Annotated in this window: 20 protein-coding genes; 15 read left to right on the forward strand and 5 right to left on the reverse strand. The window is 43.9% G+C overall.

Annotated features, from left to right (window positions below; genetic code table 11):
* The first annotated feature begins 32 nt into the window (after positions 1–32).
* The 3 genes from G6R11_RS13335 to G6R11_RS13345 all read left to right on the forward strand — a co-directional run bounded on the left by G6R11_RS13335 (position 33) and on the right by G6R11_RS13345 (position 9,270).
* A complete protein-coding gene (locus G6R11_RS13335; protein WP_163133566.1) occupies positions 33–3,671 on the forward strand; it encodes a di-heme oxidoredictase family protein in 3,639 nt (1,212 codons plus the stop codon).
* Positions 3,672–3,772: 101 nt separating this feature from the next.
* Positions 3,773–7,402 (forward strand): di-heme oxidoredictase family protein, encoded by a 3,630-nt coding sequence (locus tag G6R11_RS13340; protein WP_163133567.1) that lies wholly within the window; start codon positions 3,773–3,775, stop codon positions 7,400–7,402.
* A 137-nt stretch (positions 7,403–7,539) separates the two neighbouring features.
* On the forward strand, positions 7,540–9,270 hold the full coding sequence (locus G6R11_RS13345) for a family 31 carbohydrate-binding protein (protein WP_163133568.1): 1,731 nt from the start codon (positions 7,540–7,542) through the stop codon (positions 9,268–9,270).
* 88 nt (positions 9,271–9,358) lie between these two features.
* Here the strand turns inward: G6R11_RS13345 and mepA are convergent, their stop codons facing one another.
* Complete coding sequence (mepA, locus tag G6R11_RS13350; protein ID WP_163133569.1) at positions 9,359–10,198, reverse strand: penicillin-insensitive murein endopeptidase; 840 nt, start codon at positions 10,196–10,198, stop codon at positions 9,359–9,361.
* Between the two features lie 138 nt (positions 10,199–10,336).
* On the opposite strand from mepA, the gene G6R11_RS13355 reads away from it, so the two are divergent.
* On the forward strand, positions 10,337–10,867 hold the full coding sequence (locus tag G6R11_RS13355; protein ID WP_163133570.1) for a GNAT family N-acetyltransferase: 531 nt from the start codon (positions 10,337–10,339) through the stop codon (positions 10,865–10,867).
* Positions 10,868–11,023: 156 nt separating this feature from the next.
* Positions 11,024–12,046, forward strand: coding sequence for a hypothetical protein (locus G6R11_RS13360; RefSeq protein ID WP_163133571.1), 1,023 nt, complete (start codon positions 11,024–11,026; stop codon positions 12,044–12,046).
* Between the two features lie 112 nt (positions 12,047–12,158).
* Here the strand turns inward: G6R11_RS13360 and G6R11_RS13365 are convergent, their stop codons facing one another.
* Positions 12,159–13,088 carry a polysaccharide lyase family 7 protein gene (locus G6R11_RS13365; RefSeq protein WP_163133572.1) on the reverse strand — a complete coding sequence of 310 codons (930 nt, stop codon included), beginning with the start codon at positions 13,086–13,088 and terminating at the stop codon, positions 12,159–12,161.
* A gap of 348 nt (positions 13,089–13,436) precedes the next feature.
* Between G6R11_RS13365 and G6R11_RS13370 the strand changes: the two genes are divergently transcribed.
* From G6R11_RS13370 to G6R11_RS13385, 4 genes are all read left to right on the forward strand, one after another.
* Positions 13,437–13,865 carry a GFA family protein gene (locus G6R11_RS13370; protein WP_163133573.1) on the forward strand — a complete coding sequence of 143 codons (429 nt, stop codon included), beginning with the start codon at positions 13,437–13,439 and terminating at the stop codon, positions 13,863–13,865.
* Between the two features lie 92 nt (positions 13,866–13,957).
* The gene (locus tag G6R11_RS13375) at positions 13,958–14,872 is read left to right on the forward strand and encodes a dienelactone hydrolase family protein (protein ID WP_240352469.1); all 915 of its coding nucleotides are present in this window, start codon (positions 13,958–13,960) and stop codon (positions 14,870–14,872) included.
* A 186-nt stretch (positions 14,873–15,058) separates the two neighbouring features.
* Positions 15,059–15,982, forward strand: coding sequence for an arginase family protein (locus G6R11_RS13380; protein ID WP_163133574.1), 924 nt, complete (start codon positions 15,059–15,061; stop codon positions 15,980–15,982).
* Positions 15,982–16,446: an N-acetyltransferase gene (locus G6R11_RS13385; RefSeq protein WP_163133575.1), complete on the forward strand. Its 465-nt coding sequence runs from the start codon at positions 15,982–15,984 to the stop codon at positions 16,444–16,446. The genes G6R11_RS13380 and G6R11_RS13385 overlap by 1 nt, the downstream gene beginning before the upstream one ends.
* A 269-nt stretch (positions 16,447–16,715) precedes the next feature.
* Here G6R11_RS13385 and G6R11_RS13390 read toward each other — a convergent pair whose 3' ends face one another.
* The gene (locus G6R11_RS13390; protein ID WP_205472810.1) at positions 16,716–17,912 is read right to left on the reverse strand and encodes a BamA/TamA family outer membrane protein; all 1,197 of its coding nucleotides are present in this window, start codon (positions 17,910–17,912) and stop codon (positions 16,716–16,718) included.
* 225 nt (positions 17,913–18,137) lie between these two features.
* Between G6R11_RS13390 and G6R11_RS21930 the strand changes: the two genes are divergently transcribed.
* From G6R11_RS21930 to G6R11_RS13410, 4 genes are all read left to right on the forward strand, one after another.
* Positions 18,138–19,178, forward strand: coding sequence for a bifunctional transcriptional activator/DNA repair enzyme AdaA (locus G6R11_RS21930; protein ID WP_163133576.1), 1,041 nt, complete (start codon positions 18,138–18,140; stop codon positions 19,176–19,178).
* A 33-nt stretch (positions 19,179–19,211) separates the two neighbouring features.
* Entirely contained in the window at positions 19,212–19,544 is a 333-nt protein-coding gene (locus tag G6R11_RS13400; protein ID WP_163133577.1) for a luciferase family protein, read from the forward strand.
* A 141-nt stretch (positions 19,545–19,685) separates the two neighbouring features.
* Positions 19,686–21,551: a putative nucleotidyltransferase substrate binding domain-containing protein gene (locus tag G6R11_RS13405; RefSeq protein WP_163133578.1), complete on the forward strand. Its 1,866-nt coding sequence runs from the start codon at positions 19,686–19,688 to the stop codon at positions 21,549–21,551.
* Positions 21,552–21,558: 7 nt separating this feature from the next.
* Positions 21,559–22,260 carry an exonuclease domain-containing protein gene (locus tag G6R11_RS13410; RefSeq protein ID WP_163133579.1) on the forward strand — a complete coding sequence of 234 codons (702 nt, stop codon included), beginning with the start codon at positions 21,559–21,561 and terminating at the stop codon, positions 22,258–22,260.
* A gap of 227 nt (positions 22,261–22,487) precedes the next feature.
* On the opposite strand, the gene G6R11_RS13415 is transcribed toward G6R11_RS13410, so the two are convergent.
* Positions 22,488–23,402, reverse strand: coding sequence for an SDR family NAD(P)-dependent oxidoreductase (locus G6R11_RS13415; protein WP_163133580.1), 915 nt, complete (start codon positions 23,400–23,402; stop codon positions 22,488–22,490).
* Positions 23,403–23,500: 98 nt separating this feature from the next.
* Between G6R11_RS13415 and G6R11_RS13420 the strand changes: the two genes are divergently transcribed.
* Positions 23,501–24,388, forward strand: a complete 888-nt coding sequence (locus tag G6R11_RS13420) for a LysR family transcriptional regulator (RefSeq protein WP_163133581.1) — start codon at positions 23,501–23,503, stop codon at positions 24,386–24,388.
* A gap of 478 nt (positions 24,389–24,866) precedes the next feature.
* Here G6R11_RS13420 and G6R11_RS13425 read toward each other — a convergent pair whose 3' ends face one another.
* Entirely contained in the window at positions 24,867–25,760 is an 894-nt protein-coding gene (locus tag G6R11_RS13425) for a LysR family transcriptional regulator (RefSeq protein WP_163133582.1), read from the reverse strand.
* A 133-nt stretch (positions 25,761–25,893) separates the two neighbouring features.
* Between G6R11_RS13425 and G6R11_RS13430 the strand changes: the two genes are divergently transcribed.
* Positions 25,894–26,499 carry a short chain dehydrogenase gene (locus G6R11_RS13430; protein WP_163133583.1) on the forward strand — a complete coding sequence of 202 codons (606 nt, stop codon included), beginning with the start codon at positions 25,894–25,896 and terminating at the stop codon, positions 26,497–26,499.
* The last annotated feature ends 252 nt before the right edge of the window (positions 26,500–26,751 follow it).

Here is a 26,751-nt window from a genome sequence, read left to right on the forward strand (position 1 = left end):
TCGAAAGGAAACTTAAAAATAGGGAAATTGTAATGACAATTACTAAACCTACCGTTACAAAAGGCGGTAAAAAAACGAACCAGAGAATGGCCCATAGGGCGCACTTTTCAAAGCATTTGTGGCTAGTTGCGAGCCTTTCTTTTGCCAGTGGAATGGCCACTGCCGAGCAAGGAATTGAGCTAAATGATAGTGGCGCGGTGGTTTACTTTGATGATCAAGGTTGGTCTGGCAACTGGAGCTATCTTTGCGTCAATGATTATTGTACTAGTGGTGACTTGGTTGGCGATCGGTGGCAAAGAAAGGTAGCCGAGATTACTCCCGTTTCTGGGCAAAATTATACCATTCAAATTAAAGTTCAAGATAATGCCACAGGGCAATTTATCTCACCTGCTTACACCGTGACAGCCGCTGGTGGAGATGCAACTCCACCGCCAGAGAACTTAGCTCCAGAGATAAGCTTTGATGCTTTAGCTAGTGACCTAAGCACTGAAGACAGCTTATCTGTATCTGTATCTGCCAGTGATAGTGACGGTGAAGTGAGTTCTGTTTCGCTTTACCTTACCGAACCAGGTAGCGTGGAACTACTGTATTCTACTCTCAATACCGAACCATATCAGTGGACCATTGACCCGCTAGTTGTGGGAACTTACCAGTTGCGCGCGGTAGCAAGTGATAACGAGCAAGCGACAACACAAGCAGCCGAATCAGTCTACGTTAGTGCAGCAAGCGGGGGAGAAAACCAAGCTCCTCAAGTAAGCATTGCTGCTATAGGCAACAAGCTTGAGGTTGGCGAGTCGGTAAACGTAACAGCAAGCGCTATTGATACTGATGGAAGCATTGCTAGCGTTGAGTTGTTTTACCGTGAACCAAACGCCAATGAAGTATCTGCTGGTGTGTTAAGCAGTGCTCCATACCAGTGGCAAATCGGTAATTTGCTAGAGGGAAGCTATAGCCTGCGCGCTGTGGCTGAAGATAACGAAGGCTTAAGCACTGATGCTGAGCAAAGCTTTGTAGTCACCAGTAATGATATTCCACCTGGGACTTGTGAAGCTCCTGGTGGTTCAGACAATCCTGCTGCTGATGCTGGAGATGGTTATCAGTTTGGTATGACATCAGATGGCTTGGTTTACCACCGAGCAATAGCAGGTCACACTCCAGGCTTTGCCATCGTTGGGTTGCAAAATAACGCGCCTAACTTACCGGCCACTGGACCATTTAATTTCACAGAAAATAATGGTGCTAGCTATCAACGTTATGAAACACAAATCCAAGGAGTAGATGCCAATACTACCTACGACTTAGAGATCCGTTTACAAGGTGGTCAGTTTAACACTGGGCAGTGTATCTATAGCATTCAAGTTAAACCGGGTCAGGGCGTTACCAGTTCTCCGTGTTACATCGCTAACAATGACAGTGGTGGCGGTGAAACACCTGTTGAGCCAGTAAAAGCAACTATTGCTAGTGTCGCTTTTGATGCAGACCTTGGGGCGTATTTGAAAGCTGGAGCTAATACTAGTCAGCCAGGTTTTAGCCTATATACCTTTGATAATGACAGCGCAAACCAAAGTAGTTGTGAGGGCGAATGCTTAGTGAATTGGCCTGCCTTATTGGTGAGTTCTCCAGATAGCTTTGCACCAGCTGGTGGCGTGAGTGGCAACTTTTCAACAATAGAGCGCACACGTAGTGATGTTGACGACTGTGGTAACCCGGTTGAAGTTGTCGAGTATCAAGTGACTTACAATGGCGAGCCTTTGTATTTTTACATAGGTGATCAAAGCGCTGAAGGTACTACCGGACATGGTGTATTTGATGTTTGGTGGGTAGCTGATGTTGAGTTATTGCCTCAATTACCTTTAGTTCAGCATCCTGCGCCGGCCTTAAAAACTGCGATTAATGGCATTACTCCGCGCCGTTACGGTTTTGCAGTGGATATTGATGGCCGCACGGTGACGTGGCGCCCAGGCTACAGCCCTTCTCAAAATGGTCATGCTGCGGGCCTCATTGCGCAGTTCTCGCAAGTAGGGGGAGATGGCTCTATTGGAGCAAAAGATCCTAACTTAGAGTTTTACTGTTCAAATAACCAAATTCAGTTCCACAAAGCAGATATGCCAGGAACCTTGGCTGGGCCATACAGTGCTCAAGTTCCGGGTAGCTGTTACGGAGAATACTACTACTTCTTCCGTTACCGGATGCGCGGTACCTTTAACTTAGATCCTGAATCTAACTGGGTATATTCAGCATTGTTTGTTTATGACGAAACTAATCCTGAAGATCGTATCGACCCAAGTAAACGCGAAACTGTCACCTATCGCAGCGCTAACTGGATGCGTCATGGTCACCCTCATTCGCGGGACCGTACTCAAGAATTCATCACTTTTGACGCGATGCCTTATAACACCTCATTAATGAGTGGCTTAGAGCGTTACAACACCACCTTTATTGATGGCCCAGGTAATACCCAAATTCAGACCGAAGCCTCAGTTGCACCTATTCGTTTAGAAATATTTGAATATGGCCAAGGTAATTGTCAGGGACCGCAGTACGTAATTGGAGCTGAAAACGCGCCTTATCCAATCCGCTCAGAATATAACTATGGGCAAATTTTGAGCTGGGAAGCGTCATTCCCTACAGCTAATAACAGTAAGTTTGGTGGTACCAGCATTAGCTCGCAGGTCTACAACACCATGCAGCACATCACTATTGGTGCTGGATTTGAAACTGCGACAGGTGATCCTCGTTTAAACCCAGCGGGTCGTGGCTCGGTGCGTATTGTTCACTCTGATGGTTGTAACCCAGTTGAACAAGATGAGCGCAATGCCCGCTTTGCTCAGCAGCTCACCTCAGTTGAAAGTGATGTGCAAGTGAACGACTTTTTGTTGGGGCACGACCAATTCCATGGCATGGCTCAAGTGAGTCAGGCTAAGCCAGGCAGTACCGGGTTTGCTGGTAGTAAAGCTATTGTGGATGTAAATGGCGTGCAGAGAAAAGCCGAGAATGAGGGTTCATGTGGTGATTGTCACTTCCGTGATGGTCGCTCAGACTTTGTTGTTAATACCGCCAAAGGGCCACTACTTGCGCCGCCTACCTACGGTGCTGGTTTGTTGTCTTATATTGAAGGCGCTGAAGTAGGTCTTACCTGGGATGGCTCTCAGCCTACTGTTGAATTGCAGGCCGAAGCCGCCTTGTTAGCTGACTTAGGGTTAACGCCAGCCGATATTGGTGAAACAAACTTTGAGCGTATTGTTACCTATACCGAAACACTACATGTACCAGTACGTAAATACGATGCATACGTAGACCCTGCTATAGCTGATGGCGAAGTGGCTTTCCACGAAGTGGGTTGTGCTAGTTGTCACCAAGCTACCCAAAAAACTCGCAGTGATGCGCCGGTAGGTCTGCGCGATATGTACATTCGCCCCTATACCGACATGAAACTGTGGAATGTAAACGGCGGTGAGTTTAGAACCGCACCGTTATGGGCTATTGGCCAGAACATCGAGATGTTGGAGCGAAATGGCAAAAACACCCTGTTTATGCACGATGGCTCTGCCACCAGCTTAGAACAAGCAATTCAATTACACGATGGTGATGCTAGTGCTACCACCGCTGCCTTTAATGCTTTATCGGCAGAGCAGCAAGCCAGCATTATCAAATTCCTGAAAACCCTATAGCTCCACTTTGGTCAACATAAGCTCAGTTTACTGGGCCTATGTTTGGCCGCTTTTTTAGGAGCTTAACTTTTTACTCACAGACCAAACATGGAAGTGAAGTTATGAAAAAATCAAACCCGTTAGTTGTTCAAAATAGGCGGCTAATTAGCGGAATAGTATTAGCCTTGGCGCCCGCGCTTGCTGTTTCGGCAGGTCAGGGTATCGAAGTTAGCCAAGGCTCGTCTTTGCTGTATTTTGACGACGAGAGTTGGACCGGTTCTTGGAACTATTTGTGTCTTAATAACAATTGTATGCCAGGCGAACTTATAAATGGGCGATGGCAACGCGATGTTAGTGAAATGGTGACCGAAGGTAGCAGTTATAACATTCAGCTGAAGATACAAGATAATGCCCTAGGCCAATTTATTTCGCCTGAGTACGCGGTTCAAGCGAGCGCTGGTAGCGGTGGAGTTCAGCCGCCGGAAAATGTAGAACCATCACTATTGTTAGGTGTATCGGATAGTAGTCTTGAAGCGGGTGACAGTTTTACGGTTACCGCTAATGCCAGTGACGAAGACGGTGAAATCACTCGCGTTGCTTTTTACTTAAGCGCGCCTGGTCAAGCTGAAGTACTAACTGCCACAGTTACATCAGCGCCGTATCGTTATCTACAAAACGATACAGTAGCGGGTTCATATCAAGTGCGTGCAGTGGCCACTGACAACGCAGACGCCACCGTTGAAGATAGTGTGACTGTTAATGTGAGTGCCATATCGGGTGAGAACACGCCACCGCAAGTGTCTATTAGCGCCAGCACTGATGGCTTAGCTGCAGGTGACTCTGTCAAGATTAATGTTTCGGCAAGTGATGCTGACGGGCAAGTAAGTGCTGTTACTTTGTACCTTACCGAGCCAGGTGCCGCAGAAACAGCCTTGGCGAGTTTAAACGCTGCGCCTTATCAGTGGCAGCTAGACAACTTAATCGCTGGGACTTATAGCCTTAGAGTAGTGGCTGAGGATGATCAGGCTGCTGGCAGCGAATCTCAACAACAATTTGATGTCGCTGAAGAAGACCTTGTAGAACCGCCAGCTGGTGACTATGGCGTTGAAGTGATTGATAACTCAACCGCTTTATATTGGACATTAAATCAAGATGGCTGGGGAGGAGGTGATTACTACAGTTGCAAAAACGGTGAACAAGATTGTTACCCTGCCAGTTTAGTTAATGGTCGCTGGGAACGTCAGCATAACAATATGGTGGTGGGGCAATCCTATAGTGCCCAGCTTAAGGTTCCTGGCTTAGGCGCAGATCAAAACCCAAGTTGGGTATTTACTTGGGATGGCGATGGCACAACTCCGGGAGATGGAAATAATGGTGGTGATAACGGCGAAGATGGCGGCACTGTAGGCAACAAAGATCCACAAGTAGTTGCTCCAAGCGTGCCAGAAATATTACCCGCGTTAGATTATGGCTACACAGAGGCTAGTGGTAATTTCTTGGTAGGTGGTTTAGGAAACGGCGATGATAAATTTGGATTTACTTTATACACTTTTGCTCCTGACGTTGCCGGTAGTGGTAATAGTAACTGTGTTGATTGTGCGGCATGGCCAGCACTAACCGTAAGTGATGAAGCAGCGATTGTTCGCCCATCACGTTTATTGGGAGAACTTGGCACCATTAGCCTGCCAAACGGTGACCTACAGGTTACTTACCAAGGTAAACCATTGTACTTTAGAGCTGCAGAGCAATTGCCGGGCGAAACCGCTGGAGCGAGTGATGCGTGGCTGTTAGCTATCGTTGAAACTAGCCCTGTGCCAGAAGAGTTATATCAGCGTGCCTTAAAAACACCTACTAATATGACAGCCCCTAGCAATGGCTTTGGCTTTAACATTAGTGGTAACCAGGTGAGTTGGGAATTTGGCTCGGTACTTGGTGGCGTTTCAGCGCCTGAGGTGAGCTTTCACTGTACGGTAGACCAAATGGTATTCCATGAAGTTGATTTGGTGGGAGGACAAGCGACTATTCCTGCCGCTTGTGCCCAAGCCAATATCTACTGGTACTTCTTTGAGTATGCGATGAACAATCCTGGTGCTGGTAGTTATGTGATGAACAATAACTATGATTTTGATCCAGACTCTGCACGTCGCTATACCGCTCTTTATATTAACGACGGCACTCGGATTGATTTATCTTCGCGCGAGGTGTTTAAAGATGTAGGCGCGAACTGGATGCGTTTTCGTCATCCGCGTGCTTATGACGGTGTGACCGAAGCGATTCGTGATGCCAGTCATAACTCATCCCGTTTAGCTGACTTGGCGCGTTACTCGATTGAAGCTATTGAAACTACCTCGGCTGATGGCTCAGTGAATCTGGTATTGGATCTTAATATGCCAATATCCTACACCGGTTCAGAACAAGGATTAGTGCGTTTAGAAGGTCTACAAAATGGAGCAGGGGATGCAAAACTGCCTACCTGGCTTTACAACTTTGAACCGTCTAATAACCAAACTACTTATACCCAAGGTGGTTGGAGTTATGGTCAAAACATCAGTTTTGAGATGACTGGCGTTGTTGGCTTAATTGGCGCGCAAACTTATAACACCTTCCAATACTACACGATAGGAATGGGCTTCCATTCACCTATCGGTGATCCCCGTTTGTCCTTAGTCGGCAAAGGCGGAACTCACATGGTATTTAACATTAAGAACTATGGGGGAGAGTTTAAAAACGGCCATATTGGTGCGGGTATTCATGACATGATCATGGAAAAAGGCGCTATCTTTACCCAACATTTGACTACCTTAAACTCACCGTCTGAAGTAGATGATTTCCTATGGGGTCACCACTTATTCCATGGTGTAAAACTGCAACAATCTACTAATCAGGACCCAAGCCAAGACAACCTAGGTTCAAATCCTGGTGATACAGGTATCGGCAACGAATTACCAGAGATTAAAGCAGGTGGCCCGGTTGCTTGTGGTGATTGTCACTACCGTGATGGTCGTGGTTCTAATGTTCTAGAAACTCCCAACGGCTTGCGGATTGCACCTCCTACTTTTGGCGTAGGGCTATTGCAATACATCGATGGCAGAGAAGCAGGTTTTACTTGGAACGGCAATGTGCCAACGGTACGCCAGCAAATTAAGAATGCCTTAGTGGCTGACCACGGTATTGACCCTAGCGACCCCGAACAAATTACTCCGGAAGATTTAGAGCTAATTTCTAAGTACACCGAGTACTTAACGATTCCGGCTCGAAGCCCAGGAGTTTACGACAAGCCAGGTGTTACCGAGGGAGATAAGCTGTTTCATGAAGTGGGTTGTGCAAGTTGTCATACCCCAATTCAAAAAACCAGTGACCAAGCACCCGAAGCGTTCCGCAATTTAGTTATCCGCCCTTATACCGATATGAAACGTCATAAAGTAGCAGGCGGAACATATCGTACAGCTCCACTATGGGGGTTGGGCCGTAACATCGACTTATTAGAAAACAATAATAAGTTAGTGAACGGTGAAATAGATATTGGTATCGCCCTGTATGACGGCTCTGACGAAGAGCAAAAAGAAGCTCACCATATGCGAGAACGCGCACTATTGTTCTTGCATGACGGCCGAGCGACGACATTGCATGACGCCATTATTATGCACCAAGCCGAGGGCAGTGAAGCCGCCGCTAACTCTGCGGTAGCAGCTTACTCCGCTTTGTCAGAGGCAGAGCAACAGCAAGTTATTCAGTTCTTGCGATCTCTTTAATTTAACTTAGGTGAGCACCTTGGTGCTCACCCCTTCATCGCTTTCAAAAAGGCATTAGACATTGATTGTTCGATGGGCTTTTTAGCATCTGCGATATACATCCACCGTGATTAAACGGTAAACATAGGGAAATAGAAATGACAAAACCACACTTAAAAGCACTCGCTTTAGCAATTGGCATAAGCATGCCTATGCTTGGGTATTCGGCGGTGTTCGAGCCTAGCGATGGGCGTTTATTCACCGTTGGTCAAGACGTTGACAGCATCAATCAAATGCATAACGACACCAGTATAAATGCTGGAGGTGTGACCGGTTATGTAGGCATTGCTTCCTTAGACGGTTTGCATGGAAATGCCGACGCAGGGGCAGGCCGAAACAACTTAGATGAGTTAGCAAGCTTGTATCCTGATCGCGCTATGGTGGTTGGTATCTCGATGAATGGCCAAGTAAGTGCGGTGGCAAACGGTACTTACAACGACAACATTACTAATTTATTAGAAACCTTGGCATCTTACGACCGGCCCGTTTATTTACGTTGGGCTTATGAGGTTGATGGCCCATGGAATGGCCACAACCAAGCAGACTTAATCCGCTCTTGGCAGTATGTACATGGGCGCATTCAGGAAATGGGTATTGCTAATAAAATTGCGATGGTTTGGCAGGTGGCGTCTTACTGCCCAAATCCTCGAGGTCAGTTAGAGAGCTGGTATCCGGGTAATCAATATGTTGATTGGATAGGCTTATCGTATTTTGCTCCCCAAGATTGTAACTGGGATGCGGTAAACGAAGCGGCTAATTTTGCTAAGGCAAAAGGTAAGCCACTATTTATTAATGAAGCTAGCCCTCAGCGTTACCAGATTGCAGATTTAAACTACTCGAGTGATCCCGCCCAAGGAACTAATCGTCAAAGCAAAACCGCCCAGCAAATTTGGCAGGAGTGGTTCACGCCTTTCTTTAACTTTATCGAACAATATGACGTTAAAGCGATTACCTATATAAATGCGGATTGGGACAACCAAACTCGTTGGGGGGACTTTGGTGATGGCTACGGAGAAGGTTACTGGGGAGATAGCCGAGTACAAGCCAATAATGAGATAGAGCAAAACTTCACCCAACAGATAAATGATGGTTCATGGTTATTACAATCTAACGAACTATTCGAAAAGCTTGCATATGGTGAAACACCTACAGAGCCAGAAGAACCTGTTGACCCAGAAGAGCCAATTGATCCAGAACAACCGATAGACCCTGAAGAACCCATTGACCCACGTGGTGACCAAGGCATCAGTTACGTTGACGATGACAGCTTAGTGGTTTACCACAAAGATATGGGCTGGTCGGCATCGTGGAACTATTTGTGTTTAGATGCTTACTGTATTCCTGGCACCTTAGTTGATGGTTTTTACCAAGTACAGTTTGATAACGTGAATCTAGGACAAAGCTATAACATCCAGTTTAAAGTTCAAGACAACGCCAATGGGCAATTTATTAGTCAAGAAACCACTGTAATGTTTAACAAGGGGAGCCAAACACCAGACCTTCCAGAAGAGCCCGCCGAACCGGAAGAACCGACTGAACCAGAAGTACCTGTTGAGCCAGAGGAGCCTAATGAACCTGGCACATTACCAAACTTCGGTATTGTTGGTTTAACGGACAATAGTTTTAAAGTAGTAAGGTTGAATGAAGGTTGGACAGCGGGTTTTGTTTATATGTGTGTAAACAGTGATTGCCGAGTACCAAGCTTAGTAGATGGTTACTACCAGTATCAATGGAATGGCAGCATAGGATCTCAGTACAACATTAGCTTTAAAGTTCAGGACAATAGTGTTGGGCAAGTGATTGAAGAAGCGACAGCAACGTTTAATTAATTGCTAACTGCAAGCTAAACATTCAGGAAAAGCAACACGGCTCATCGTTGTGTTGCTTATTCTTGCCAATAGTGACTAAGGCTAAACACTATTGCTTAACCTGTAGGTTCTCGACCAGTGGCATACAAGGTAGCGGTTTTACTTTTAAGGGTTTAGCCTTTTTAGGTTTAGTGAAACTAGGCGTTTTCCTCAATTGCTCCCTCCACCAGCTTAACTCTTCACAGCCGTGGCCTTTTGCAATGGGTTTTTGGTTGCTACAGAGATTGTCGCCAGCTGGACATACCAAACGTACGTGCATGTGCGAAGAGTGGCCCCACCAAGGGCGAATTTTTTGCAACCAGTCGTCATCTTGCTCACGTTCGTCGCATAGCTGTTGTTTGATTATCGGATTAATAAATATACGCGCGACACGCTGGTCTTGTGCGGCCACCTTTAGCATGGTTTTATGCTCATCTTTCCAAGTGTTTTTATTGATAACTAGGTTCTTTTTGTCTACCACACTAACCGCATAGGGGCTGGCAAGTTGCTTGGTTACTAGTAAGTCATCTTCTAGTCTTAGCCAAATATCAACATCTAAGCCAATTTGGTGGCTACTATGGCCATAGTTAAATTGGCCACCTCTTGGCATCGACATGTCTGCAATCAAAATATTGTTAATGCCTTGGCTGCGTAGTTGTTTAGCGTAATCACTCACGAAGGAAATAAGGCTTGGATGACCATAAAAGCGATGGCGTTGAGCGCGAATCACTTGATAGCCTTCGCCAGTTAAGGGAAGTGCTTTTGCTCCGGCAAGACAGCCGTTTGCGTAGCTGCCAATGGCCGCGGGTTGAGCTTGATAAGTGCTGGTGGCTTGCTCCCAAGGATTGTATTGGGCTTGTGTGGTGTAGCTAGTTGCAAGCAGCATTAATGCGGCAGGTAAACACTTCATTCCGTTTGGCTCTCCCTTCATCATCCACCTGCTAGTGTAGTCGCCTTTGCCAGTGGTTTCAGTTACATTTATTTGCTGCGTTGATGACAATGTTTTGTAAGTCGTTGCTTGGTATTAATCAGTGATAAGAGAATGAGAATGAGAATGGCGATTGTGCATGATGGGCAGAGCTTTACAACTGAGCGACTACAAGTAAACACCGTTTGCTATGAGCAGGTTATTAGTCAACAACCTAGCCTATTACCACGTATTGTTGAACTGTTACGGCCAGCAGTTGTAGAGGCCTTACCGCCGTATTTTCAAGAGATAAATAGTAACGAAGATGCTTTGCGGTGGTTAAGTACGGTGTGTGCAGAAAGCCAGTTGTTTACGGTTGTACTTAAGGGCCAAACGCTTCCTATGGGGTTTCTATTTGTTCACGAGCAAAGCGAAGACATTGTTCACATTGGCTATTTATTGGGAGAAGCTTACTGGCGACAAGGCTATGCCAGTGAGTTATTAAGTGGCTTTATTGCTTGGGCAAAACAACATACACCTTATCGCTGTTTAGTTGCTGGCTTGGATGAGAACAATCAAGCCTCTAAGGGCTTACTGCTGAAACTAGGTTTTAGCTTGCAAGCAAGTAGCGAAGAGAATACGCAAATATATCATTATAATATTCGACCTTGAACTAGCCTATGATCTGGCGATTTACCCTTATACCTACCGAAATCAGCAAAAAGCTTCAAAGTTTAATCTAAGCAGTATTCTAGCGACAACGGTAATCTGCTTTAGTGTAAGCTAACACGCTGTATTTTATCTCTTTAACCCTTATCGAACGCTCTCATGTTTAACTATTCTATTGCTGCTCTAGTCGCACTCACGGTGTTTGTTTCTCCCATACTCCACGCTAAAACCTTGCTTAAGCCAGAAGCTGACAGCTACTTCTCGATTACTGGAGGAAGTGGCATTACCCATTTAGATGATGGTGCAAGTGACGAACAGAAGAAGCAGCAGTTTCGCTCTTTTGATATTCGTTTCGCTCAGCACTTTCATAAAAATTGGCGGGTAGACTTAATTCACGCTAACGAGGGGCATCCCTACAATCACCATCGCGATGGTTTTTCTGCGCATGCCACTTATGTGTACGTTCCAGCTGATTGGTTTCGTTTAGAGATTGGCGCTGGGCCTTATATGTCTTTCGATACCACTATTGACGAAACTGGCCTAGAGCTTAATGAAAAGCGAGTAGGGGCAATGAGTACTTTAGCATTTATTTACCCGCTCAAACGTTTTAGCGAGAGTGCACATTTACGTTTGCAATTAAATAGTTACCTTATGGCTGCGCGTCCCAATGGCAACTCCTTATTAATTGGTGTGGGATGGGACATAGATAACACCGAATATCAGCGTAAGCAGACTAAGTACGAATGGTTTGATGATGCTTGGGTCTCCATTATCAATACTAAAATTAATCACGGCGGCCCAGAAACAAAGGTCGGTTACAGCTTTGATTTAGCAAAGCGCTTTCATAATAACTTGGCCTTATCGCTAGGTTACATTGACGAAGGTGGCTACAACGGCGCAACAGATCGTAGTGGTTTTACTACCCAGCTTTGGAAAGTGATTCCTTTAGGTAAGCGTTTTGAAGGGCGAATGGGCGGTGGTGGTTACTTTGTCGTGGATAAGGTAGAGCATACCAGCGCCTATGACTTAAAAGGCATTATTAGTTTTGGGGCAAATTATTATCCTAGTTGGTCATTCTTTGAAGACGGCTACTTGGGCGTAAGCATTAGCCGAGTGATTGACCGCAAGGGTCACCAAGATGATGCCGACTTGTTCCGTTTTAGTGTTGGTAAACGTTTCTAAAACTAATAGTGAGTTGATTTAATACTGGTAAACAACCACTGATGAATACGAAAAAGCGCGTTGAAGGCTTAGCTCCAACGCGCTTTTTTATTTAAGCTACAACAAGGTGTGTTTATTTAGCGGCGTCGTGGCTTACATCTAAGCTATAAAAGGTTGCTTGAACGTAATCTTCTGGATCACCTGTGCGGTTTTGGTTGTAAACACCCGCTTTGAAATACATCCACTGATCTTCTAAGCCATAACCAGAGTTTTGCATATCTACTTTTTGCACAACATCTGCTTTGCCTTCGCGGCTTATGGTTACTGTCATATCAGTGCCATTGATGTCAATTTCATAAGAAAACTTCTCGCCCAAAGCGATACCGTCATCGTATGACTTAGGGATGTCTTTTTCTTTTTGCTTCCAGTAATTAGGTTTAGTTGGGCCAATCATTGGGAAGATTATGTCGTCTCCACCGTTAGGCTCGTGGCTTATCCATACTGAACCGGTTTCGTGGTTAGGCAGTTTACGGTAGTAAATCTTAACTGGCTCGTCATCTGGTGCGTGAATTTGGCCAATAATAACGCGGCCTTGTTGCCAAATTTCACCGGTAGAGGTGACGTGGTCAACCGAAAGGGTGGCTTTTAGATTACCATCGACACCAGCGGCATCTTTTAGAGAATCTGCTGAAACGTTGTGACCAAATACCCAGTTGTTACCATTTACGCCTTTTGTTTTGTGGCTGGTATTGCCACAACGCATCATTTCACGAAGCTCTGAGCGAACATATTTAGTATTTTTAGAGGTTCTTATCCCCTGAACAGGAGAGCGGAAAACAACACCGTCTTTTGCTTCATTCACGTAAAAGTAATCAGCGTGCATTGCACCTTTAGCGATTTCTTTTTCACTGAATTCAGTAGGGCGATCTCCATTGTCTAAAGACACTGGTAATGTCACTTTCCAACAGGATAGGTCTAGCACCTCTGCTGGTGTGGTATTAGCGGCGGATACGCTTGTGCTTAAAGCACCTAGCATCATAACAACAAGAGTTTTTACTTTCATAAGCTTGCCTTCAACGATTCAGGTTAATATTTGTATTACAATAATGCCAAGATACCTCTAGTCAAAAACTAAGGTCAATTAGAGGTTTTGCTAAATGAGACATCAAACTGTTTTGCTTCAAATAATGTGCGCTTAGCCGAAGATATACCTCATAGTAAAACCAAACGCTTAGGCTGAAGTAACCCTGATTAAGTTATTTCTGAAATGATTTTAGCGGCAATTATCGCTGCCAATAGTTGTTTCTAGCTGAATTTTTAAGCCTGGGCTTAGGGCGTCTATAGCAACTACAGCCGCAGTAATAATAGCTACACTTAGACAAGTTATTAGAGGGAATTATCGAGGGAAAGCATGCAAGAATCCCATACAGAGGGGAGCTGCTTATGTGGCGAAGTGCGTTACCAAATAAGTGGGAACTTAAACATTTTTCAGTATTGTCACTGCTCTCGCTGTCGCAAGTTCACTGGTAGCGCTCATGCCGCCAATTTGTTTGTATTACCCAGCCAGTTCCGCTGGTTGGCTGGGGAAGCAGGAGTTAGGCAGTATCATCCGCAACATACTAAATACTTTGCTACTGCATTTTGTCTCACTTGTGGCTCGTCTTTGCCTTGGTTAGCTAAAACCGGTAAAACCATGGTGATACCGGCAGGTACTTTGGACCAACACCCCAACATACAACCCACTCAAAATATTTTCTGTGCTTACAAAGCACCTTGGTTTGTAGACAGCCAGCAACTCCCGCAGTTTGATGCATTGCCACCACGTAAACCTAGAGCATGACTTAAGTGATCTAAGCTACAGTTTGTAAAGTACTAGTAAGTGTAATTATTTGAGCTAAAGTAATACATTAACCAAAAGGATAGGAGCTAGTGATGGAAACACCAATGACCGGACAGCAACAAAGCAAACCTCAGTATGCGATTCCTCAAGAGGCTTTTGATTGGTACGACGAATACGCCCATGGCCTGATTGACCGCCGCACCTTTTTAGCCCGTTTATCTAAATTGGCCGCAGTGGGTTTTTCCATGGCAGTGTTGTCGTCTGCTTTGTTACCCAACTACGCACTAGCGGAACAAGTGTCGTTTAACGACCCGGATATTAAAGCGCAGTTTGCTACCTTTGATTCCCCCAAGGGTTATGGGGAAGGGCGAGGCTATTTAGTAATGCCAACTAACTTGGAAGCAAGTGCACCTGTGGTTTTGGTGATTCACGAAAACCGAGGGCTTAATCCTTATGTTAAAGATGTAGCACGACGTTTAGCTAAACAAGGCTTTATCGCTTTTGCGCCAGACGCACTGCATAGCTTGGGCGGCTATCCTGGTAATGATGACGAAGGGCGGAGCATGCAGAAGTCATTAGATCGCGCCAAAATTGAACAAGACTTTCTGGCAGCTGCGAGTTTCTTAAAAAGCCACTCTGCTAGTAACGGCAAGTTAGGAGCAGTTGGTTTTTGTTTTGGTGGTTATGTTGTAAACATGTTGGCTGCGCGCATGGGTACTGAGCTTAACGCAGGCGTTCCGTTTTACGGAACCCCAGCAGCAAAAGAGTTAAGAGCCAATATTAAAGCTCCTTTGCAAATTCAGTTAGCGGAGTTAGATAAACGAGTGAACGCCACTTGGCCGGAGTACGAGCAAGATTTACTGGCTAATAATGTCGACTTTGATATGCATATGTACTCGCAAGCTAATCATGGCTTTCATAACGACTCCACTGGGCGTTATGACAAAGACAACGCTGAGCTTGCGTGGAATAGAACCATAGCCTTCTTTAAACAGCATTTAGCTTAAAAATCCTAAATAGGGCTTTGCTTTATAGTTTTAGCCAAGCCCTTTTTGTTCAAATATTGCTTTCTGCGGTATCTGCAAACTTCGTTTTCCATTTTAATTAGTCAGTTACTGATGAATAAGTTATTTGTTAGTGTTTTAATTAAGCCCAATTTTGAGCTTTAGTAACCATTAGCGAATTTACCCAACATGACCAAATGCTTTGACATCATAGGCGCTCCCTTTAATCACTTAGGCTGCGTTACTACCAGACAAAACACTGTGGATGGCTTTAGGCAAGCTAGCCGAGATTCGTGGCTAGGATTATCTAATTGGATGGATGTTAGAAATACCCGCTGGAATGCGGATATTAAAGATTGTGGTGATGTAACTCCTTCAAGTGAAGTATTGAGCTTGCTTGACTCAGATAGAAAAATAAACGCTTTGATGGACTATGGAAACGCGCTTAAAAGCACTGTGCTCAATAGTTTTTATGAAGGACGTATTCCAGTAACCATTGGTGGTGATCACTCTATTGCTGTTGGCACACTTCAAGCGGTGATGGCGTTTTATCAAAAGCAACAGGCTAAAAAGGTGGCGGTAATATGGGTGGACGCTCACGCCGATTGTAATAATAAGCTTGATGGTAATTTGCATGGCAAGCCTTTAGCAATGCTAATGGATAAATACCCGGAAAAAGATTGGTCAATCGACCCTGAATTAGTGGTTGATCCTCAGGATGTTTTTTACATTGGGGTGCGTGATGTGATGCCCAACGAACAACGGTTGATTAGCGAATTGGGTATTCGTCATTATGACATGCCAAGCATAGATAACTTAGGAATAAACGGCGTTATTACTGCTTTGATGGCTGAGCTAAATGACAACTACGATCATATCTATTTGTCCTTTGATTACGATGCGCTAGACGGCAGTATTTATAGAGCGTGCGCTACGCCTAACGTAGGTGGATTAAGTGCCAGAGAGGCAATTCATTTAGTCTATTCTGTTGCATCTAGCCCTAAATTTGTCGGCGCTGATTTTGTAGAATACATGCCTGAACTGGATGACAATGGAGTATCCAAAGAGTTGATGATTAAGCTGATAGATGCAGTGTGGGGGTTTAGAACCTAATGATTCAGTTACGAGCGATGACCACTAAGGAGTTTCCGGCCTACTGCGATTATTTTGTTGCTGATTACAGCCGCGATATTGTAAAGAATCAAGGTCTCTCTAATGCAAAGGCGCTTGAGGTAGCTAAACAAACACTAGAACAAAGCTTTCCGCAAGGGGTAGAAAGCCAAGGCCAGCAACTGTTGTGTATCGAGCATGGTACAGCACTAGTTGGTTACTTATGGCATTCAATTAATTTGAGTGACAATTCTAGCTATATTTATGACTTTTATATTTTCCCTCGTGAGCGTAACAAAGGCTTCGGAAAGCTAGCTATTGAGGCGCTAGAACTAATGTTAGCCGCTAGTGGAGTACAACAGATTAAGTTAAGAGTAGCCTTTCATAATCAGCGTGCGTTAAAGCTTTATGAAGAAGTGGGTTTTACAGTTACGGGTTACAACATGTCAAAATCTCTTAGTCAGTAGCGCAGTAGAATTTATGCAGTACTAAGTTTTATGGAAGCGCTTAGCTTTGAGCAAAATTTTCAGGCAATGAGTTGCAAAGGTGCTCAATATAAAGGCGTTTTTACCAATGCAGTAAAAAACACGGGCATTTCGAACCATGGTTACTCGCTGCGGTTATTCACGTAAGTGGCTACGTTAGCATTAGGCCTAAAATGGGATCTATATTAGCCAGCTACCGCAACAGCAACTAGTATATTGGGGCTTTAAAACAGCTATAGGAAACAGCCAATCTAGAATCCTGTGCCCATGCTAAAGTAAACAGCCGTGTCCTGTCGACTAAAAGCCAAATCCATTCCTAGATGAATGCCGTAGCGGCGGGCGATCTGGTAGCGAAAACCCGCTCCGAAGGCGTCTAATGTTTCACTAGTGCTTTTAATGCTTTCTTCTTTTGTTTTACCAATGCCGTAAAATCCAGACACAATCCAACGATTAGTGATGTTGTAACTGAGTTGAGTTTGTAAAGTTGCCACTTGATCGCCTTGATAGCGATAAGCCGCTATACCCCTTAAACCAATGTAAGGTTTGCTGGTGGGCGACAAATTATTCTGATCACTGTTTAAGGATTGGTAATTACCCGCCAGACCTAAGGTCCACTTCTTGGCGAGTGGGAAATAGCTCTCGCCATCAAGCTCTAAGGTATCGTAGTTATGATCGCCACCTAAACTTTCGCGATAAACCATGTACTCAGCGGCTACCGAGTATCCTTTAGTGGGGTAAAACAAGTTGTTGCGGGTGTCGTATTCGGCCAGTAAACCTAGTCCTGAGTTATTGGTTTTATTACCCATGGTGTAATTTAAAATGGCATCAATTATTTGATTGTCAGAAGAAATTTGGGTACTAGACCAAGTTTGTTTTAAGCCTAGCATTAAAGGTGTTTTAGCTACTCTAAATTGTAACTGCTGGATACCAGCAACGCCCTTCGTATTAGTGTTAAAGCGAATCGCTTTATCACTGGGCAATAAGCCACCCAAATCGTTATAAATGTCTACCTTAAACTGACCCACACCGATGCCTCCGGTGTAACGAATGCTGTCGTTCAACCAAGAGTGCCGGTGTCCTGCAAAGGCGAGCCAGCTGCCATTTTCTGTACCAGCTGCGCCCACTACTGTTACTGCTGGAGGCACTAATTGAGCACCACCATTTAAAGATGTAAGCGCTTGCTGTTTGCGATAGTTCTTTTCTTTTTCCGACTCATGCAAAAATACTCCTGCTACACCACCGCCATAACCCAGTGCTGGTTCGGTTATTAGAATTGGAACTGGCAAAAAACCATAGGCGTTTTCCGCCAAATGATGTCCTAGATCGAACTGCCCATCAATGGGGTCGATAAAGGATGCAAAGGCTTGAGCCGAGAAAGTGCAAAATGTAGTGAAAAGCAATTGTCGAAAATAGTGTTTAGACATATCGGCGCGAGCTACTCTGATCATTACTCGATAAGAAATAAAGGCAGTAAATCGCGGGTTGCTGAAGGCTGCCAACTAATAAGCGGGCAGTGTAAACAGAGATGGCTCTATGCTTAACTCACATTTGTAGGACCTAATCCTCAGTTGGCTATCTTATTAACCTGCAAAAATACTTGTTAAGTTTTCGGTAGTCATATTCGGCAAACTTGCTAATGTTGTTTTAGATTTAGTTAGTACAGTGAGAGAGTCATGGAACCGCTTAGCTTTGAGCAAAAGTATCAGGCAATGAGTCGCAAAGATGCTCAATATGAAGGCGTTTTTTACACTGCGGTAAAAACCACGGGCATTTTTTGTCGGTCCAGTTGTAGGGCGCGCAAGCCTAAAATTGAAAATGTGACCTTCTACGACAGCGTCCAACAAGCTTTGCAGCATGGCTATCGTGCTTGCAAGGTGTGTAAACCGATGCAGCCTTTAGATGAAGCACCTGTCGGAATTAAGCAGTTGCTGGATGATTTACAGCAAGATAATTTCACTCGCATAAAGGATGGAGACTTACGCCAACGTGGATTAGATCCTGCCCAAGTTCGTCGCTGGTTTAAAAAACATCATGGTATTACTTTTCATGCCTACCAGCGGATGTTGCGAATAAACGCTGCCTTTAGCCAAATTCAGCAAGGCGAAAGTGTTAGCAATAGTGCTTTTGACAGCGGCTATGAGTCATTAAGTGGTTTTAACGACAGCTATAAGAAGCTGTTTGGAGGCTCGCCCAGTGAACAAAATCAGGCGGTTATAAATATAGTCAGGTTCACTACACCTATAGGCCCTATGTATGCCTGTGCTACCAAAAAAGGCCTGTGTTTATTGGAGTTCACCGATAGGCGCATGCTAGAAACTGAGTTTGTAGATCTTCGTAAGCGGCTTAAAGCCGTAATCTTGCCCGGAGAAAATTCCCATTTAAAACAAGTACAGCAAGAGATTGCAGAGTACTTTGCCGGAGTTCGTAAACAGTTTGAAGTGGCATTAGATACGCCAAGCACTGAGTTTAGGCAAAAAGTTTGGCAAGGTTTAACAGATATTCCTTACGCTGAAACTCGCAGCTACGGGGAGCAAGCAGACTTCCTTAAAATACCTAATGCAGTGCGCGCTGTGGCATCGGCCAATGGCCAAAATAGGATAAGCATTATCATCCCTTGCCATCGAGTGATTGGCGCTAATGGCCAACTTACCGGTTATGGTGGAGGTATTCACCGTAAAGATTGGCTACTCAAGCATGAGCAAGCTAATTGTTAAACTTAACTTACTTTTACAAAGGCTTGGATAGGTATGCTGGTAGAGCAATCAAAATTAAAGCAGGCGCTATATAATTGGTTAGTTAGCCAAACTGGGGTAAACAGTGTGTTTTATCCTAATGACAAAGGCGGCTTTTATGGCTTTAGTTATAAGGACCGCGAGTTTGCCCACTTCCATCAAGCTGATGAGCTTGACTTAAAATTGGGTAAGAAAACCATTGCTCGCCTAGGTTTGCAGCACCCTAATAACTCGCTGGTTCATCCAAAGCGCAGTGCTGGTTCCGCTTGGATAGAACTTCCATTTCATCACGCGGCAGATCTAGAAACGATAAAGGGCTTAGTGAAGCTGGCAATATCTCAGCTATAGTTGCATAGCAAGACTAGCTTAGGTAAGGCACTACAAGCTCATAACTACAAGCTCATAATATGCCGACATATTCGGCTTAGCTCATAGTATTTCTGCTAAATGGCAATATAATACTACTATTGCTGATTATAGGTTATTACCATGCCGCAAACCCTGTTGCCAAATATTATAGAGTTCCTCTCGCAAATCTATCCATTTAATTTGTTACCGCCTAAATTGCAGCGGCAAATTGGTGAGTCGGTGCAAATTACTTATTTAGCGCGTGGTGAAAAAATCAATTTTGGCGGCGAGAAACAAGAGTGCTTTTTATACATTATTCGCACCGGGGTTATGGAGCAGCGTAAACCCGATGGCGTATTACGCTCTAAGTTGGGTGAGGAAGACTTGTTTGGTTTTACTTTTTTAGAGCCGCTTAAAGATGCCTTAGATGGGTATAGCGCTACGGCGATAGAAAACACCTTGTTATACATGGTGCCGCATAATCAACTCACTCAGTTACTAGAAGAACATCCGGAATACGCCGATAGCTTTGCCTCTAAAGCGCGAGTCCGCTTACAGTCTGCGCTTAATGTAGTGTGGTCTGACAATGAAAAAGGCCTGTTCTTTAAAAAGGTCTCGGAAGTGGCTAGCGGCATAGTAGCAGTGGTTAACGCCGATATGTCTATTCAAGCAGTGGCAAAAGAAATGCGAGAGCAATGCCGTTCTTCAACTGCGGTGATAAAGAAAAACGGCGTGATCAGCGGTTTAATTACCGACCGAGATATGACCAAACGGGTGATAGCCGAGGGGTACGATATCACTCGTCCTATCAGTGAGGTGATGACTTCGCCAGCCATTACCACTAAACCCAATGACCTTATCCTTACTGCTGCATCGCTAATGATGGAGCACAATATTCGCAGTTTACCGGTGGTAGAAAATAACCAAGTGCTTGGTTTACTTACTACCTCACACTTGGTGCAAAAGCATCGGGTGCAAGCTATTTTCCTTATCGAAAAGATTAAATACACCGAAAGCATAGAAGGCTTAGCCAAACTCACTCCCGAGAGGCAGGCGATTTTTGAAGCCCTGGTGGAAGGTAAGGTAAGAGTTGAGGTGATTGGCCGAGTAATGGCAATGATTATGGATGCCTATAATCGTCGACTTATTCAAATGGCTGAGCAAAAACTGGGTAAACCACCTTGTACTTACACTTGGGTGGTGGCTGGCTCTCACGCCCGTAACGAAGTACACATGCTCTCTGATCAAGACAGCGCGATAATATTGCCTGAAAATATCAGTAAAGCTGATCGCATGTATTTCACCCATTTAGCCATGTATGTATGCAATGCCATGGACAGTTGTGGCTACCCTTTGTGTAGCGGTAAATTTATGGCCGCTACACCTAAGTGGTGTCAGCCAATAAATGTATGGAAAGAATATTATCGTAAGTGGGTATCTAACCCAGAATACAGCATGCTACTTAATGCTACCGTGTTTATGGAAGTGCGTTGTATACACGGAGATGGCAGTTTATCAGAGCAATTGCAGCAGTACTTATACAGTCTGCTAAACGATAATAAGACCTTCTTAAACTCACTAGTGACTGATTCTGTATCGGTTAATCCTCCGCTGGGTATTTTTAATAATTTAGTATTAGAAAAGGGTGGGGAACACAGTGAAATGCTAGATATTAAAAAGTACGCCTTATTGCTTATTGTTGATTTGGGCCGTATTTATGGCTTGGCAGTAAACAGCGATGATACCGGCACCGAGCAACGCTTTAACCAAGCGGCCAAACAGAGCATCCTAAGTGAAGATGCGCTAAAAGATGTGCTAGGTGCTTATCGCTTTATTACCCAGCTACGTTTTCGCCATCAATTAAAAGCCTTAAAAGAAGGTCTACAGCCCGACAATTACATTGCACCTAAAAGCTTTGGTAATTTTGAGCGTGAACATCTAAAAGATGCCTTTAGAATTATTGGTAACTTGCAAGATGCAGCAAAACTGCGTTTTAGCGAGAAGTAGATAAAGCATGTTAAAGCGTTTTAAGCCCTTAGCAAAACTGGCTAACCAGCGTAGCAAGGCATTAGCAAAAACAACCTTACCTAAAGACTTAGCTCTATTGCTAAGTGCTGAGCTACCAAAAGAAAATACCCTGATTAACGATCTAGAGTTTTTGGCCTTTGATATAGAAACCACCGGCCTAGACCCAAGCACCGATCAAATCTTAAGTATCGGCTTTGTCACGATGAAAAACCTGCGAATTAACATGCAGGGTGCCGAGCACTATTTTGTGAATAGTGGCACTAAGGTAAAAGCCGAAACCGCTGTAATTAATCAAATAGTGCCAGAAATGTTAGAGCAGGGGATTAGCCTAGATGCCGCAATGGATAAGCTATTTAACGCGATGCACAACAAAGCTTTATTAGTTCATGGGCGCTGCGTAGAGCAGCAATTTATAGAAGCCTACATAGCGCAGCGCTATCAAGACAGCAACTTTCCCATGTTATGGATTGATACCTTAAGCATTGAAAAGTCTCTGTTGGCGAATGTAAATAGACAAAAAACGGGAGACTATCGATTAGCTTCTGTACGCAAACGCTATGGTCTACCCGATTACCCAGGGCACAATGCGCTAGTGGACGCTGTCGCAACCGCAGAGTTGTTACTTGCCCAAAGCAAACGTGTATATGCACAAACCCCCCAAGTGATTAGTGCTTTAGTTAAGAACTAAAGAATTGCCTCTAGTTTGACGGTAAATGCCTGTCACTTCCCTAAAACGTAAGGAAACGACAATACACTTTGAACATTGTTCGACGCGTTTTTGGACATAAATGTTTCAGTGATTTTGCTAATTTAGCATTTAATGGATTATTTAGAGTATTGCAAAGCCTCTAACCTTGAGGCTAATTTAACCTTCCACTACAACTTAAAAACACCGTAAGAGAATAAGTTGAATATCTAGAATTCAGCGGCAACGTTGCATTTTACGTCGATTAGTTCTGCTACCTGCGATAACAAATTTTGGCCTGTACTTTCATTGAAAGTCGCAATGTCTGGTTGCACTATTCCTGCTTCGCCCTTCATTTCCTTAAAACCCGTCGGGCCATAAAATTCACCTGATTTTCCAACTGTTGAAGCCATATACATGGGTTTTGCAGCTTGTGAAGGACTTGCTGCAAGTGTTTTTCCGAATATCCAAATAGCTGCTCGCTGCATTAAAGTAGGGTTACCTTTATGCTGAATACCTGTAATAGAAACACCAGGATGCGCAGCCAATATGCTAACTCCTAAGCCTTCATTTTCAAATTGACGTTTCATTGCATGACTGAGAGCAAGTGCTGCCCATTTACTGCGAGCGTATGCAACTACATTACCTTTGTTTTCAAAACCTTCTTCCATTTGTAGATCATTGAGGCTTACTTGCGCTCCGTGATGCTCTGTAGAAGACATAGTGATAACCCGTGAGCCGATAGTTTCTTTCAGCAAGGGAAGTAAATGCATCGTTAACGCATAAGGTCCAACGAAATGAACCGCTAGGTTTAACTCTATGCCGTCAGCAGATTCACGACGCTCATTATCAAAGAAATAAACTCCTGCATTATGAGCAAGTACATCGATACGAGAGTAAGTCCCCTTGATCACGTCTGAGAATGCTTCAATGGATGATAAGTCGCCCATATCAACTTTCAAAATGTCGATATTTGCTTGAGGGTGAGACTGAACCAATTCATCCTTAACTCGTTGTGCTGCTTTTTCATTCCGCACCGCCATAACGACTCGAAATCCATCTTCAATCATCATACGAGTATAATTTTTACCTATCCCGCCATTAGCGCCTGTTACTATCGCAATTTTTTGTTCTGTCGTTTTCATTAGTAAGCTCTCCAAATAAGTTAGCACCATTACAGCATTCCATTGTCGTGCTATAAATAGGTTAATTAGCATGGCATGTATTCCTAAAGGGAATTGGTATGAACAAAATTGAATGCATAAAGCTCTACGTTCGTGTCGCGTATGTGGGCAGCTTTACAGCTGTCGCAGATGAGTTGAATGTTACACAAAGCTCTATTAGCAAAAAGATAGCTTGGTTGGAGCGAGATATAGGATTTGCGCTTTTTTACAGAAATAGCCGAAGGATTGAAGTGACTGCGCAAGGTAAAAGCTACCTTCAGTACTGTGAGCGAATGCTAGAAGAAATGGAATTGACAGAAACCACATTAAAAGGTGAACTTAATGAAGTCGTTGGTGAGTTAAGTTTATCTGTTCCAAGTGCGATGGCTACGCATCTACTGGCAAAACCTATCAGCCTATTTATGAATCAAAACCCTAAAGTCGTTGTTAATGTATCGGTTAATGATCGAGTGATAAATCTAATCGAAAGCGGTGTGGATATCGCGATTCGAGTATCTGAATTAGCTGACTCTGATTATAAAGCCCGTTTTTTGTTCTCAAATCAAGCGGTTGTTTTTGCATCACCTGAATATCTGAATGAACACCCGTTGCCAACTACAGCAAAAGATCTAGAGCATCATCAATGCCTTACTTATTCTTTTGCTACACCTTCAAACCAATGGCTTATGGAACGAAAGGACTCAATGAAGGAAAAAGTTAAAGTAAAGGAAATATTCAAAAGTGACAGTCCTGAAATGTTGCTTTCAATGGCGCTGCTGGGGCACGGTGTAGGCATGCTTCCTAACTGGATGGTGAAACCTTATCTTGACAATAATCGGTTGGTAATGCTATTGGATGGTTACACCGCCACAAGCTTACCTATGTATGCAGTGTATAAATCAGGAGAATATCAACCTTACCGAATACGCGCATTTATAGATTTTTTAGTCGATTATTTTAAGCCATAATCCTTTAGTTGATTACAATGTTCTAACCGATTAAAATTGTAGTGATAAACTAACATTGACCAGAAAGTAAGAGCCTTAAGCATAAAAAAGGAAGTTAAATCGCAGAGATTGAATTCACATCCAATCCCACCCTAACTCACAACGGGGCAAAAAACGTTTCACACACTCGATAGCCAAGACTGTGCTTTTCAATCCCATCATCTTCGCCGAGTAGCGCAAATGAACAAGGGAGCAGAGTTGAAGTCTGTTTGAGCGTAGCGAGTTACTTCAACTCCCTTGTGAATGCGCAACGTAGGATCTAAGAAGATGCAGGGCGAGCTTTCTTTTTGCTTCGTTTTTCTTTGCTCGTCAAAGAAAAATGACGTCGCCGCAGGCGAAAGCCTTTACTCTATAGCTTACACATAAAGGGGCATAAACGTGTCGGCATGCCTGCCCATTTTTGGACACAAACGTTTTACGCGATCGATATCTTAGCAACCTATGTGAGGTATTTGTCCTCTAACAGAGAAACAACCCACTTTTGTAGCTGATCATCGCTATATCTTGGATGCCATGCGGCGATAACATCAAACGGCTCGGGTGACTCACTCATATCAATTTTCGTCACGCTTAATCCTTCAATCGCTCTCGAAGGCAAAAAAGCAATAGAATCGGTTGTTTCAAGGTAAAGAGGTACCACGGAGAAACAAGGTGCTGACACAACAACATTACGCTCTAAACCAAACTGCTTGAACCACTCATCTATTGAACCTTTAAAGTTGGGCCTTGAAGGCGAGGCTATAATCGCTGGATAGGCTGCGATTTCTTCGAGTGAGGGACTTACTTTGGAAATCGTTGAATGATGGGATGTGATACACACATGATGTTCTTCAAACAATGTAATGATTGGATAAGACTCGGGTATATAGTCAGGGAATGCTATCGCTAAGTTCACTTTTCCACTTTCCATTAAGTCATTTAACTTGTCTAACTCAAAGTCTCTAACAATGATTTTTAAGTTTGGTGATTGAACTCTCAACATTGCAATTAGCGGTGGCAGAACGACTTGTTGTGCATAATCTGTAGCGGCTATTACATAGGTACCTTTTACCGTTGTTGGGTCAAACGTTTTCGGAGAGAGGAGAGCTTGAAAATCCCGAAGCAGTTTATCAATTTCTAGAGAGAGTTCTTCAGCCAAAGGTGTAGGTATAAAGCCATTGGTTTTTCTAAGGAACAGTCGGTCTCCAAATACATCACGCAGCTTTTTGAGTTGCTCGCTTACTGCTTGCTGAGTTAAGCCGAGTTGGCTTGCTGCCTTTGATGCACTCTGCTCTCGAATTAATGCCTGAAAGACTCTGAGCTGTTTAATATCTAACCTATCGAGCTTGTTCACTTGAGTACCCTTTTGCTTAATGGTGTGTTACCAATTTTTATTGTATCACTTACAAATCATCGTTGTTTCTAATTGTTTTTGTCGGTCGCTAACATAGCGCCTGTCAAAACAAATCATAGAGACGGAGAAAGTCATGAAAACAGTAATTCTAATTGGTGCTTTGGGCAAAATGGGACAAGCTGCTTTAACGGGTTTAGGTAGTCATAAGGTCATTACCGCTGGCCGCTCTGGCAGTGTTGACCATATTGTTGATATTACCAATGAAAGCTCGATTCGAGCATTATTTGAAAAAGTCGGTCACTTTGATGCTGTGGTTAATACGGTTGGTTTTTGTGAGTATGCTACGTTTGCAGAAATGAGTGAATCACAATGGATGACGACGGTAATGAGCAAAATGATGGGACAAATCAACCTTGTTCGTATTGGCCAAGAGTACATCGCAGATAACGGTTCATTCACTTTAATTAGTGGCATCTTAAATGTAAAACCTATCCCTTATGCAATTGCGGATGCCACTACAAGTGGTGCAATCGACACCTTTGTTAAGTGTGTAGCGCACGAAATGCCAAGAGGAACGCGCATCAACGTTGTGAACCCAACTGTACTTGAAGAAGCATGGGAAGTTTATGGTGAAATGATGCCAGGCTTTGAGCCAGTACCAGGAAAATTAGTTGGCAAGGCGTTTGAGCGTTCCGTTGACGGCTTTATCAATGGACAAGTACTGTTCGTTGACGCTTAAGGATCTCTAATTAAAAAGCGCGCCTTTCACGGCGTGCTTTTTACGTAAAGAAAGTACTTACGTTAACAAACTTTGAGGCAAAAACGTTTCACACACTCGATAGCCAAGACTGTGCTTTTCAATCCTATTATCTTCGCCGAGTAGCGCAAATGAACAAGGGAGCAGAGTTGAAGTCTGTTTGAACGTATGGAGTTACTTCAACTCCATTGTGAATGTGCAACGGAGGATCTAAGAAGATGCAGGGCGAGTTTT

It is taken from the genome of Agarivorans sp. Alg241-V36 (genome assembly GCF_900537085.1).
Classification (GTDB): domain Bacteria; phylum Pseudomonadota; class Gammaproteobacteria; order Enterobacterales; family Celerinatantimonadaceae; genus Agarivorans.